Raw genomic sequence first — 13,174 nt, 5'->3', positions numbered from 1 at the left:
TATGATTATTTCTTTTGTGACGCTGGTAAGTAATCCATAATTACACGTCTATCTTTGCTTAAATATTTTTTAGCAACAGCTCTAATTTCTTCTTTAGTAATAGAGTTAATGATGTCTAATTCTTTATTAATTCTGTTGGTATCTCCTACTAACATGTAATTTCTTGCCAAAGAGTTTGCAATACCAGTTACATTTGAGTTAGAAGCAACAAATTGATTTTCGAATTTATTACGAACCTTCTGTAAATCTTCATCAGAAATTAACTCAGTTTGTAGTTTTGTTATTTCTTCATCAACCTCTTTAATTAGAGCATCATTAGAAACACCTCTTGCCATGATAGAACCTATAATGTATACACTATAGTCTTCTAATTGTCTAGAAAAAGAAAATGCTTGCAATGCCATTTTCTTATCATCAACTAATTTTTTGTATAATCTAGAGCTTTTACCATTGCTTAAAATAGTAGAAATTACGTCTAAAACTTTTGCATCACGCTCTTTCATAGAAGGTGTTTTGTAAGCCATGCCAACTAAAGGTAATTGAATATTAGCATCATATTCTTTTACTCTTTTTTCTTTTGTTCTTTCAGGTTCAATAATTTTTACTCTTTTTGGTTTTGTTCTTGCAGGAATTGGCTCAAAGTAGCTTTTTATCCAAGATTTTGCTTCACTTTTTTTAAAGTCTCCAGCAACAACTAAAACAGCATTGTTGGGCATGTACCATTTGTTATAAAAAGCTTGAAACTCTTTTAAGGTAGCTGCATCTAAATCTTTAATATAACCAATCATAGGTCTACCATAATTATGTTTATCAAAAATATGGTTGTAAACATCACCATAAATAACTTTTCCATAAGGAGCATTATCCATACGTTGACGCTTTTCTTCTTTCACAACCTCATTTTGAGTGTCTACTGCTTTTTGATCTATAATAGGATGCAACAATCTTTCAGATTCCATCCATAAACCTAACTTTAATTCGTTAGAAGGAAATGTTTGGTAGTAGTACGTTCTATCCCAATTCGTATTTGCATTTCCAGCTCCACCTCTAGCAGAGGTAATTTCGCTCCATTTTCCTCTTTCTATATTTTCTGTACCAGTAAATAATAAATGTTCATAAAAATGAGCCATTCCTGTTTTACCATCTTCTTCATCTTTAGAACCTACATGGTACATTACACCCACAGTTACAAGTGGGGCAGAATTATCTTGATGCAATATTACATGCATTCCATTACTTAAATCATACTCTTCAAACTCTACTTTTTGTGCATTTGAACAAAACACAACTAAAAAAGCAGTAGCTAGAGATAAAATACTTTTCTTCATTTAAAAATTGTTTAATTATTAATAGACGATTTGTTTGACGCTTGTTTATTATAGATGTTACAATAAAAAGACAAGCAATTTTTACTTTTTTCAAAAATAAGAAACTCGTTAGAAATGAGAATATATAAAGGTGTTAATTATTTTAAAAAACAATATGGTTAGATTCTAAAAAAGATGTATATTTGCATCCGCATTTTAAAGAATAAAATGCTAATAATTAGTATAAATACGCAAAACAAATAGTATGTACGCAATCGTAGAGATAGCAGGGCAGCAGTTTAAAGTAGCAAAAGACCAAAAAGTATACGTTCATCGTTTACAGGGAGAAGAAGGATCAAAAGTAACTTTTGATAACGTTCTTTTAACTGATGATAAAGGTAGCGTTACAATTGGCGCCCCAGCTATAGAAGGAGCAGCAGTAACTGCCAAAATTTTAAGTCACTTAAAAGGTGATAAAGTAATTGTTTTCAAAAAGAAAAGAAGAAAAGGTTACAGAAAGAAAAACGGACACAGACAAGCTCTAAGTGAGATTCAAATTGAATCTATTGCTGCAACTGGTGCTAAAAAAGCAACTAAAAAAGCTGCTCCAAAAAAGGAAGAAGCTAAAGTTGAAGCTCCTAAAGCAGAAGCTAAAAAAACTGCTCCAAAGAAAGCCGCTTCTAAAAAAGCTCCTAAAGCAGATGATTTAAAGAAAATTGAAGGTGCAGGACCTAAAGCTGCAGAAGCTTTAGTAAATGCAGGTTTAGATACTTTTGCAAAAGTAGCTAAAACAGATGCTGCTAAATTAAGCGAAATCTTAACAGAAGCAAGCTCAAGATTATCTCATATCGTTACAGATACTTGGCCAAAGCAAGCTAGATTAGCTGCAGAAGGTAAATGGGATGAATTAAAAGAATTACAAGATAGATTAGATGGTGGTATTGAAAAATAACCACTATAAAATTTAACTTTAACCTATAAAAACTCAATAAAATGGCACATAAAAAAGGTGTAGGTAGTTCAAAGAATGGTAGAGAATCAGAATCGAAACGTTTAGGTGTTAAGATTTTTGGTGGTCAAGCTGCTATTGCTGGTAACATTATCGTTCGTCAAAGAGGTACAACTCACAATCCAGGAGAAAACGTTTACATGGGTAAAGATCATACTTTACATGCAAAAGTTGATGGAATTGTAGAATTTCAAAAGAAAAGAGATAACAGATCTTATGTATCTGTAACTCCATTTGAAGCTTAGTATTTAAGTTTACAAAATTTAAAAAAGCTCAAACATTTACTGTTTGAGCTTTTTTGTCTTTTTAAACAATCTGTTTTGTACTTTTACAAAGATGAAATTTCTATATGATTTTTTAATTTTTTTAACCTCAATTATTCTTCCAATTGTGGCAATCTTCAATAAAAAAATAAAACTTTTTGTTGATGGAAGAAAAGAAACATTTTCTAAAATTTCTGATTTAAAAAACAAAAACACGATTTGGTTTCACGCAGCTTCATTAGGAGAATTCGAGCAAGCAAGACCTATTATAGAAGAAATTAAAAAGAAGTATAAAAACTATAAAATTTTAGTTACTTTTTTTTCACCTTCAGGCTATGAAATTAGAAAGGATTATAATTTGGCAGACGTAGTTTGTTATTTGCCTTTAGATTCTAAATTCAATGCAAGAAAATTTGTAAAAGATGTCAATCCAACTTTTGCCATTTTTATAAAATATGAGTTTTGGCCAAATTTGTTAAATGAATTAAAAAATAAGAAAGTTCCGACTATTTTAGTTTCGGGAATTTTAAGAGAAAAACAGCTGTTTTTTAAGAGTTATGGCGGATTTATGAGAAAATCTTTAGAAGCTTTTCATCACTTTTTTGTGCAAGACGAAAAATCTAAAAAGTTATTAAATTCAATCAATTTTAAAAACGCAACTGTTGCAGGTGACACTCGTTTTGATAGAGTTTCAAAGATTTTAGAACAAGACAATTCTTTGACTTTTATTGATGAATTTAAAAACAATCAATATACCATTGTTGCAGGAAGTACTTGGCAAGAAGACGAAAAATTATTGGTTGATTACATAAACAACCAAACATCAGAAAACGAAAAATTTATCATTGCACCTCATAATATTAAACAAGAAGCAATTTTAGAGTTACAGAAATCAATCAAAAAGAAAACAGTATTATACTCTCATTTTATTTCGAACCTTTCGTCTACTCTCAAGATAAGCTCCGTAGAGAAACCTGAAAATTTAAATGATTTGTCATTTCGAGCGCAGTCGAGAAATCTAAAAGAATACCAAGTTTTTATTATAGATACCATAGGTATTTTAACTAAAATTTACGCAGCAGCAAACGTTGCTTATGTTGGAGGAGGTTTAAAAACAGGTTTACATAATATTTTAGAACCTGCAACTTTTGGAATTCCTGTAGTAATTGGAAATAAATACGATAAATTTAAAGAAGCTGTAGATTTAGTAAAAATTGGAGGTTGTCTTTCAATTAAAAATCAAAATCAATTTACAAAGACTTTTAATCAACTAAAAAAAGATGAAAGTTTTCGGAATTTAACAGGAATCATCAATAAAAAATACATTCAAGATAATTTAGGAGCAACAAATTTAATTATGAATTATTTAAATGATAAATTAGAATAACAAAATAAATCTTCGACAGACTAAGACAGACATAGATAAAGTTAATTGATTTTGATAAATACAAGAAAATTTTTAATATCAAAATATAAAAACTTAAAATGTCACACTAAGCTTGTCAAAGTGTAATTAAACAAATTATGGAAACTATTTTACAACCTTGGGCTTGGTATGTTGGAGGGCCATTAATAGCAATTTCGCTATTATTATATTTTTACTTCGGAAAGAATTTTGGAGCATCTACAAACTTCGAAACTTTGTGTACAATGGCTGGAGCAGGGAAAGTGTCTGATTATTTTAAAAAAGATTGGAAAGAACGCGATTTTGCGTTAATATTTGTAGTTGGGCTAATTATTGGAGGGTTTATTTCTGCAACATATTTAATACCAAATCAAACCATAGATTTAAATCCAACTACGGTTAATGAATTAACAGATTTAGGTTTTTCTAATGTCGGAAATCAATATTTTCCTGATGAAATTTTTAGTGAAGAAGTTGTGTTTTCATTAAAAGGATTTTTAATTCTTTTAGTGTCAGGACTTTTAATTGGCTTTGGAACGCGTTATGCAGGAGGCTGTACATCTGGTCATGCAATTACTGGGTTAAGTAGTTTGCAATTGCCATCTTTATTGGCTGTAATTGGTTTTTTTATTGGAGGTATTATAGCAGTTTGGGTTATAATTCCAATATTATTTTAGTCAATAAATAGCTTAAAAAAAACTTATTATGTCTCTTTGAGCGCAGTCGAGAAGTTAATATAAAGTTCAAAAATATATTCAAATGAAAAACATAAAATTTTTAATCCTCGGAATCTTTTTCGCAATTATACTAAGTAAAACACAAGCCATTTCTTGGTATCGTTTTTATGAAATGTTCAAGTTTCAATCTTTTCACATGTTTGGAATTATTGGAGGAGCAGTTGTAATTTCTGCGGTTTTTATGCAACTGTTTAAAAGTGGAAAAATAAAAGATATCAAAGGAAATAAAATCATCCCAAAACCAAAGAAAAAAGGTTTTATAAGAACCATTTTAGGAGGAACATTATTTGGTTTAGGTTGGGGAATTTCTGGAGCCTGTGCAGCACCCATTTTTGTAATTCTTGGTTTTAAATTTTTACCAGCTTTAATTTTGTTAGTTGGTGCACTTTTAGGAGCATTTTTATATGGATTAGTTAGTAAGAAACTTCCAAATTAAAGTGATTATTATCATATCTTAATTATTTAAAAGAAGCTAATTTAGCAAACCAAATGAGCAAGTTAATAGACAATTTTGGAAGACAAATGCAATACGTAAGATTGGCAGTTACAGATCGTTGTAATTTGCGTTGTCAATACTGTATGCCTGCTCACGGAATAGATATTGTTCCAAGACAAGAGTTGCTTTCTTACAAAGAAATGTATCGTTTAATTCGTGTGTTAACAGAATTAGGCGTTAAAAAAGTGCGTTTAACTGGAGGAGAACCTTTTGTAAGAAAAGATTTTGTGGGGTTTTTAGAAATGTTGTCTTTTAATGATTTATTAGATGAAATCAATATCACTACAAATGGCGCTCTAATTTCTAATCATATTTCTAAAATTGAAAACTTAGAAAAAGTAAAAAAGATTAATTTAAGTATTGATAGTTTACAACGAGAAAAATTTGCAAAAATTACACGTAGAGACGTTTTTCCAGAAGTTTATAAAACTTTTGAAATTTTAGAGAATAGCAGTTTAGATTTAAAACTAAATGTAGTTGTACAATCTGGTTTTAATACAGATGAAATTGTTGATTTTGTAAGGTTAACAAAAGATAAAAATGTTGCAGTACGTTTTATTGAAGAAATGCCTTTTAATGGAAAAGGACAAAGAGAAATTAAGGAAAATTGGACGTTTAAGAAGATTTTAAATGAAATCAAAACTGAATTTAATGTTCAGGAAATCAAGTCAGAAAAATCTTCTACTTCAAGAAATTATAAAGTTGAAAATCATGTAGGTTCTGTGGGAATTATTCCAGCGTTTACAAGAACTATTTGCAATGATTGTAACAGAATAAGAATTACAAGTACAGGAACGTTTAAAAATTGTTTGTTTGATGATGGTGTTTTTAATTTAAGAGATTTTATTAGAAAAGGAGCTTCAAATAACGATTTAAAAGAACTTTTTTTATCTTTAGTAAAAGAGAAGCCAGAAAACGGTTTTATAGCAGAAGCAAATAGAAAAAATGGAAGTGCTTCAGAAAGTATGAGTACAATTGGAGGATAAAAAAGGTGTAATTGTGTAACTGTTTAATTGATGAAAAGACAAAACAATTACACGATTCAACAAATAAACAATTACACATTCGTAATGATTTCAGTAAAAGAAGCAAAAAGAATAATACTTAACTCAACTCAAAACTTTGGAGTTGAAGAAATTCCGTTTCTAAAATCTGTGGGTAGAATTTTAAAAGAAGATATTGTTGCAGATAGAGATTTTCCTCCATTTAACCGAGTTTCTATGGATGGAATTGCAATTGATTTTAAAACATTTCAAAACGGACAAAGAAGTTTTAAAATTGAAGGAATTCAAGGTGCAGGAAGTGAGCAAATAACTTTAAAAAATTTAGAAAACTGTATTGAAGTTATGACAGGTGCAATCTTACCAAATAATGCAAATACAGTTATTAGATACGAAGATGTAACTATCGAAAACGGAATCACAACAATTAATATTGATGAAATTAAAGACCGTCAAAATGTTCACCCAAAAGGAAAAGATGGGAAAATTGGCGATTTATTAATTAAACAAAACACAAAAATATCTGCTGCAGAAATTGGTGTTTTAGCAACTGTTGGAAAATCGTTTGTAAAAGTAGCCAAACAACCAAAAATACTAATTATTTCTACTGGTGATGAATTGGTTGGAGTTGATGAAATCCCTTTGGAGCATCAAATAAGAAGAAGTAATGTATTTACACTGGTTTCATTATTAGAAAGATTACATATTCCTTCTGAAACTGCTCATATTACAGATGATAAATCAATTTTAAAACAAAAAATAGCAACCTATTTACAAGAATATGACGTTTTGCTTTTTAGTGGAGCAGTCAGCAAAGGGAAATTCGATTTTTTACCCCAAGTTTTTGATGAATTAGGAGTCAAAAAACTATTTCATAAAATTGCTCAAAGACCTGGGAAACCATTTTTTTACGGAAAAACAGATACATGTAATGTGTTTGGATTTCCAGGAAACCCAATTTCAACATTTGTAAATTGTTTAGCGTATTTTTACCCTTGGTATTATAAATCTGTTGGAGTAGAATTAGAAGAAGAAACTGCTATTTTAGCAGAAGATGTTAGCTTTAATCCAAACTTAACGTATTTTTTACAAGTAAAATTAAGTTACAAATTCGGACATTTAGTGGCAACACCAATCAAAGGAAATGGTTCTGGAGATTTAGCAAGTTTGGTAAATGCAGATGCATTTATTCAATTGCCAAAAACATCAGAAACTGTTTTTAAACAGGGAGATAATTTTCCAATTATAAGATATAGATGAAAAGAGATAAAATAATTAAATTAATAAGAGAAATTGAAAGTGAGCCAGACTTAAATAAGGAAGGATATATAGCAACACACTATATTAATGATAGTTTAGAATCATTTATTGTAGCTAACAAAAAAGGAGTTCTAAACTTCATTTTACATCTTCTCAAAGCTCTCAATGATTTTGATTTTCACCTATCAAAAGAAAATCATTATTCTACAATAAAATTAAAAAAAGAAGATTGGTTTGATAAAGATTCGCATTTTAAATTTGATTGGATACAACCAATTAAAGAAAAAAAAGAGGATATATATTTTGAAAATAGCCAGAGATTAAAAAAACGCAATAAATTCAAAGAGAAATTTTATGTTTTAAAAATCTATTTTATTTTTTATAGTATAAGAGTTTTTGCTTTTGTAGGTTTTATTTTAACTGTAAAATGGTTGTACAAACTGATGTTTTAAAAATATGAGCAATTTTACACACATAAATCAAAAAAATAACCCTAAAATGGTAAATGTTTTTGATAAGAAAATTACCAAAAGAACAGCAGTTGCAAAAGCAACCATGTTTTTAGGAAAACAAGTGATTTCTAATTTTTCTGATAAGGAGTTAACAACCAAAAAAGGACCCGTTTTTCAAACAGCAATTATTGCAGGGATTCAAGGTGTTAAAAAGACATCAGAATTAATACCCATGTGTCATCCTTTATTAATTAATGGAGTAGATATTGATATTGATATTGTAGATATTGAACATATAGAAGTACTTTGTAAAGTAACTATCGAAGGGAAAACAGGAGTAGAAATGGAAGCTTTAACAGGTGCAAATATTGCTTGTTTAACAATTTATGATATGTGTAAAAGCATCAGTCAAAAAATGGTAATTAAAGAGATAAAGTTGGTAGAAAAAACGGGTGGGAAATCGGATATTAAAAATTAGAATGTGACCTCGAGCGCAGTCGAGAGGTAATAGTTAGTTCTCGACTGCGCTCGAACAGACATTGTGAAAACGAATAAAATTTTGAAAAAACACAAAAAACATACAAATTTAGAAAAACGAAATAATGATAATTTTGCGCCAAATGAAATCACTATTTTAGGAACCAATTGTGGAGTGATTTCAGATTTGGTTTTCAAGGTTTCTAAAAAATTATCAAACTATAAATTGGCTTATTTTGATGCTTCTCATGCAAAATCTCTTGACTGCGCTCGAGATGACAATTATAGGTTATCAGAATACACTTTTCATCATGCAGGAAATTTACAAATTACCACTTCTGGTAGCGTAAATAAGTTTGCACAACGCTTACAATTTGCACAGTATGATTATGTTTTTATCAATGGAAACCATTATCAAGGAGCAAAACAAATTCTTGTTTTAGACGAAGCAAAAGAAGCTTCCGTATTCAAAAGATTGGAGCAATTAGATAGCATTCAGTTTATTATTAAATTGAAAAAAGAAACGGAATTTTTTGATTTTTTAGTAGAAAAATATCCAAACATAAAAAATAAGATTTGCTATACAATTGATGAAATTGATAAGATTTCAAATCATGTCAATAATTTAGTTCAAGAAAAAATTGCACCTATAAAAGGACTCGTTTTAGTGGGTGGAAAAAGCACAAGAATGGGAACTGATAAGTCTGAATTGGATTATTTTGGAAAATCACAAAAAGAAGTTGCAAAAGAATTGTTAGAAAAAAATAATTTTGAAACGTATTATTCTGTTCAAAACGAATCTTCTGTCTCTTCGAGCGCAGTCGAGAAGTCTCAATTTACTAACGAAATTCCAGATTTTTTTCTAAATTTAGGTCCTTTTGGCGGAATTTGTTCTGCCTTTCAAAAAGACCCAAATTCAGCTTGGTTGGTATTGGCAACAGATGTGCCATTTGTAAATAATGAAGTAATTCAGCAATTATTAAAACATAGAAATCCGAGTAAAGTTGCAACTGCAATTAAAGGAAAAAACAAGGAGTTTGTAGAGCCTTTAATTGCCATTTACGAGCCCAAAGCATACCCAATTTTACTGCAATATTTAGCACAAGGCTATTCTTGTCCACGTAAAATGTTAATTAATTCTGATGTAGAAATTGTAGAGGTTGATGATAATTTGATTAGAAATGTAAATACTCCAGAAGAGTTTGAGAATGCTAAAAAGGAGATAAAGAATTCAATAAATAAAAATAACTAGTGAATTATAAATACTTATTAATTATAATTTTTGTTTCCTTGTTAATTCAAGGTTGTAGTAATAACAAATTAAATTGTTCTGATTTTAAAACTGGTAAATTTTTTATTCCTGAAACTAAAGAATTACTCAAATATACAAGAGAATATCAAGATAGTATTGGTGAGTTTCGTATCAATAGAGATAAAAACATTCAGAAATATTTAGTTGTTAGGACAGAATCTTCGCAAACTGAGTGGATTAATGGTGAAGATAATGGAACTGCAGTTTATGAAAAGATTGAATGGGTAAGTGACTGTAGTTATAGGTTAACTTATGATGAAAGTAAAATGAAAATGGAGGATTATCATATTAACTTTAATAAAAATAATGGTATTCTTGTGAAAATGATAGACTTTTTTGGTAATTGTGTTAAATATGAAGCAACTTTAAAATCAGAAATAGGAGAAGTTATTACGCAAAAAGGAACACTTTGTAAATACTAAAAAAATAGCTAAATAATTAATCGTCTGTCATTCCTGCCTACGCAGGAATGATGAGAAGCATTTAAACAAGTTAACTACAAAAATGAAACCAACAAAAAACCAACTTTTCAAACGTCAAATAACACTTCAAGAAATAGGTGAAGTTGGACAAGAAAAACTGCAAAACGCATCTGTTTTGGTAGTTGGTTGTGGAGGTTTGGGAAGTCCGATTGCAGTGTATTTAGCTTCAAGTGGTATTGGAAAAATACATTTAGTAGATTTTGATACGGTTGATATTACCAATTTGCACAGACAAGTTTTTTATAGTTTAGAAGATGTTGGCAAACCAAAAGCAGCAATTTTATCAGCATTTATTAAAAAAAGAGCGCCTTTTACAGACGTCAATTTTACCAACAAACCAATTACAAAGTCAACTATTTTTGAGTTGATAGAAAACGTAGATATTGTTGTAGATGGAACAGATTCTCTCCCCACAAAATATTTGTTAAACGACGCCTGTGTTATTAAAAATAAGCCTTTGGTTTATGGATCTTTGTATAAATTTGATGGTTATGTGGCTACTTTTAATGTCTTGCAAAAAGACGGAAGTTATTCTACAAATTTAAGAGACGCTTTTCCAGAAATGGCAACAGATATTCCAAATTGCGAAGAAGCAGGAACTTTAAATGCAATTGTTGGCATGATTGCCATGCAACAGGTAAATGAAGTTTTAAAGTTAGTTACAGGTATTGGAAAACCGTTAACAAATCAACTTCGTATATATAATACCCTGCAAAACACCGAGTTAAAAATGAAGTTAAAACCTACTTTTTTAAAAGATAAAATTGCGAAACTTTTTAAAGTGCAAACATACATAGATGCAGCTTGTGCTAGTCAGAATCCTGATTGGCAAATATCTCCAGAAGAGTTAAAAAAACGTTTGTCTTTACAAGCGGAGTCTAAAAATCTGGAAATTATAGCTGTTTTAAATAATTTAAAACTACCTTTTGATGTGCAACAAACCATTCACATCAATAGTTTTGATGCAGATAAAATTAAAGTTGATAAAAATAAAACCTATGTAATGGTTTGTCAGCGTGGTTTTAACAGTTATAGAGCTACTGTAAAGTTGAAAAATAAATATCCAGATTTAGAAGTGTTGAATTTAACTGGCGGAATTTCGAGTTACAAATAAATTACATGAAAAACCCTTTAGAATTTTATACAAATCATAAAGCTGAATTAGAAAAAAAAGCCAAAGAATTAAAAAAGAAATCTGCCAATTTAAGTATTTTTAGATTCGCCATTTTTTTAGTGACTTGTTTTTTGGTGTATCTCACTTTTGGTAAATATCCAGATGTTTTTATCATTGCTTTTTTAGGGCTTTTACTGTTTGGTTTCTTAGTAGTAAAACATGTAAACCTTAAAAGAAAAAGAAATATTCTTGCTGAAAAAATTAAAATAAATACTGTTGAAATTGAAGTTTTACAAGGTAATTTTCATCATTTAGAAACAGGTTCAGTATTTATAAATCCTGCTCACTTTTATAGTAATGATATCGATTTGTTTGGTACAGGATCTTTCTTTCAATATACAAATAGAACCAAAACAAAAGACGGAAAAGTAGTTTTAGCAAACTGCTTAACAGAAAATAAAACAGCTACTATTTTAGAAAAACAAGAAACTTTAAAAGAGCTTTCTGGTAAAGTAAAATGGCGTCAGCATTTTTCTGCTTTGGCAAGTTTGGTTACTGTAAATAGTACTACAAAAGCTATTATTAGGTGGATTTCTGGTTACAATTCTGTCTTTCCGAAATTTTTAAAAACGCTTCAAATTGTTTTTACAATCGTTTCTTTGACCTTAATTGGTTTAATTTCTTTCGGACAAATTCCTTTTACATATATTGTTATTTGGTTTTTTATAGGACTTTTTATTACAGGCAGATTTGTAATAAAAATAAACCATTTATATACAGATGCAAGCAAAGCAAGAGATACATTTAAGCAATATCATTATTTATTAAATGAAATTGAGAAGGAAAAATTTACTTCAAAAATATTAAAAGAGAAACAAAAAATTATCAATTCAGAAAACAAAAAAGCATCTGCTATTTTTAAAGATTTTTCTCGAATTTTAGATACTTTCGATCAGAGAAATAATATTATTATCGCAGTTTTTGGAAATGGATTATTTCTAACAGAAATTTATAATGCTTGTAAAGTAGAAAACTGGATTTCTACCTACAAACACACTGTAGAAAATTGGTTTGAAGTTGTTGCTTATTTTGATGCTCAAAATTCTTTGGCAAATTTTAAATTTAATCATCCAAAATTTATATTTCCAGAAATAACTTCAGAAAAAAATGTGATTAAATCTACCAATTTAGGGCATCCTTTATTAAAAGTTGATAAAAGAGTTGATAATGACTTTAACATAAATAAAGAAGAATTTTTTATTGTTACTGGTGCAAATATGGCTGGAAAAAGTACGTTTTTAAGAACAGTTTCTTTGTCTATTGTAATGGCAAATTGTGGTTTGCCTGTTTGTGCAGAAAGTTTTAAATATCATCCTATAAAATTGATTACAAGTATGCGAACTACAGATTCTTTAACAGAAGACGAATCGTATTTTTATTCAGAATTAAAACGTTTAAAATTTATTGTTGATGAAATTGAAAACGAAGATTATTTTATCATTTTAGATGAAATTTTAAAAGGAACCAACAGTAAAGACAAAGCAATTGGCTCTAAAAAATTTGTAGAGAAACTCTCAAAATCTAAATCTACAGGAATTATAGCAACACATGATGTTAGTTTGTGTGCTTTAGAAGATGAATTTTCTGGAATTAAAAATTATTATTTCGATGCAGAAATCACTAATAATGAACTGCATTTTGATTACACTTTAAAAAGAGGAATTTGTAAAAATATGAATGCTTCTTTCTTGTTGAAAAAAATGGAAATCATATAAAAGAAACTGCCTTAAAAGTTAATTTAGTTATCATTTGAATTAAAAAAGATTTCTCCATTACAGTTTAAATGATAAATTTTAATG

General features: G+C 29.0%; 14 protein-coding genes. 13 read left to right on the top strand and 1 reads right to left on the bottom strand.

The window, feature by feature from the left end; all coding sequences use genetic code 11:
- Positions 1–5: 5 nt before the first annotated feature.
- Positions 6–1,328, bottom strand: a complete 1,323-nt coding sequence (locus ACY2RW_RS09450) for a M16 family metallopeptidase (RefSeq protein WP_490122476.1) — start codon at positions 1,326–1,328, stop codon at positions 6–8.
- A gap of 244 nt (positions 1,329–1,572) precedes the next feature.
- Between ACY2RW_RS09450 and rplU the strand changes: the two genes are divergently transcribed.
- The 13 genes from rplU to ACY2RW_RS09385 all read left to right on the top strand — a co-directional run bounded on the left by rplU (position 1,573) and on the right by ACY2RW_RS09385 (position 13,090).
- Positions 1,573–2,259 carry a 50S ribosomal protein L21 gene (rplU, locus tag ACY2RW_RS09445; protein WP_490122475.1) on the top strand — a complete coding sequence of 229 codons (687 nt, stop codon included), beginning with the start codon at positions 1,573–1,575 and terminating at the stop codon, positions 2,257–2,259.
- Positions 2,260–2,300: 41 nt separating this feature from the next.
- Complete coding sequence (gene rpmA / locus ACY2RW_RS09440; RefSeq protein WP_015481656.1) at positions 2,301–2,561, top strand: 50S ribosomal protein L27; 261 nt, start codon at positions 2,301–2,303, stop codon at positions 2,559–2,561.
- Positions 2,562–2,652: 91 nt separating this feature from the next.
- Positions 2,653–3,966 carry a 3-deoxy-D-manno-octulosonic acid transferase gene (locus ACY2RW_RS09435; protein WP_490122474.1) on the top strand — a complete coding sequence of 438 codons (1,314 nt, stop codon included), beginning with the start codon at positions 2,653–2,655 and terminating at the stop codon, positions 3,964–3,966.
- Positions 3,967–4,103: 137 nt separating this feature from the next.
- Entirely contained in the window at positions 4,104–4,661 is a 558-nt protein-coding gene (locus tag ACY2RW_RS09430; protein WP_490122473.1) for a YeeE/YedE family protein, read from the top strand.
- 82 nt (positions 4,662–4,743) lie between these two features.
- Positions 4,744–5,157 (top strand): YeeE/YedE thiosulfate transporter family protein, encoded by a 414-nt coding sequence (locus ACY2RW_RS09425; RefSeq protein ID WP_490122472.1) that lies wholly within the window; start codon positions 4,744–4,746, stop codon positions 5,155–5,157.
- A 53-nt stretch (positions 5,158–5,210) separates the two neighbouring features.
- The gene (moaA, locus tag ACY2RW_RS09420; RefSeq protein ID WP_490122471.1) at positions 5,211–6,203 is read left to right on the top strand and encodes a GTP 3',8-cyclase MoaA; all 993 of its coding nucleotides are present in this window, start codon (positions 5,211–5,213) and stop codon (positions 6,201–6,203) included.
- 30 nt (positions 6,204–6,233) lie between these two features.
- Positions 6,234–7,478, top strand: coding sequence for a molybdopterin molybdotransferase MoeA (locus ACY2RW_RS09415; RefSeq protein ID WP_490122470.1), 1,245 nt, complete (start codon positions 6,234–6,236; stop codon positions 7,476–7,478).
- The gene (locus tag ACY2RW_RS09410; RefSeq protein WP_490122469.1) at positions 7,475–7,930 is read left to right on the top strand and encodes a hypothetical protein; all 456 of its coding nucleotides are present in this window, start codon (positions 7,475–7,477) and stop codon (positions 7,928–7,930) included. The genes ACY2RW_RS09415 and ACY2RW_RS09410 overlap by 4 nt, the downstream gene beginning before the upstream one ends.
- A gap of 4 nt (positions 7,931–7,934) precedes the next feature.
- Positions 7,935–8,408: a cyclic pyranopterin monophosphate synthase MoaC gene (gene moaC, locus ACY2RW_RS09405; protein ID WP_490122468.1), complete on the top strand. Its 474-nt coding sequence runs from the start codon at positions 7,935–7,937 to the stop codon at positions 8,406–8,408.
- An 81-nt stretch (positions 8,409–8,489) separates the two neighbouring features.
- A complete protein-coding gene (locus ACY2RW_RS09400; RefSeq protein WP_490122467.1) occupies positions 8,490–9,659 on the top strand; it encodes an NTP transferase domain-containing protein in 1,170 nt (389 codons plus the stop codon).
- Positions 9,659–10,141 carry a hypothetical protein gene (locus ACY2RW_RS09395; protein WP_490122466.1) on the top strand — a complete coding sequence of 161 codons (483 nt, stop codon included), beginning with the start codon at positions 9,659–9,661 and terminating at the stop codon, positions 10,139–10,141. The genes ACY2RW_RS09400 and ACY2RW_RS09395 overlap by 1 nt, the downstream gene beginning before the upstream one ends.
- Positions 10,142–10,223: 82 nt before the next feature.
- On the top strand, positions 10,224–11,315 hold the full coding sequence (locus ACY2RW_RS09390) for a ThiF family adenylyltransferase (RefSeq protein ID WP_490122465.1): 1,092 nt from the start codon (positions 10,224–10,226) through the stop codon (positions 11,313–11,315).
- Positions 11,316–11,320: 5 nt separating this feature from the next.
- Positions 11,321–13,090, top strand: a complete 1,770-nt coding sequence (locus ACY2RW_RS09385) for a MutS-related protein (protein WP_490122464.1) — start codon at positions 11,321–11,323, stop codon at positions 13,088–13,090.
- Positions 13,091–13,174: the final 84 nt, after the last annotated feature.

The organism is Polaribacter sp. 2305UL8-11 (assembly GCF_058147165.1).
Note: the sequence above shows the minus strand (reverse complement) of the source record. Positions and strands in the feature narration are given on the sequence as shown.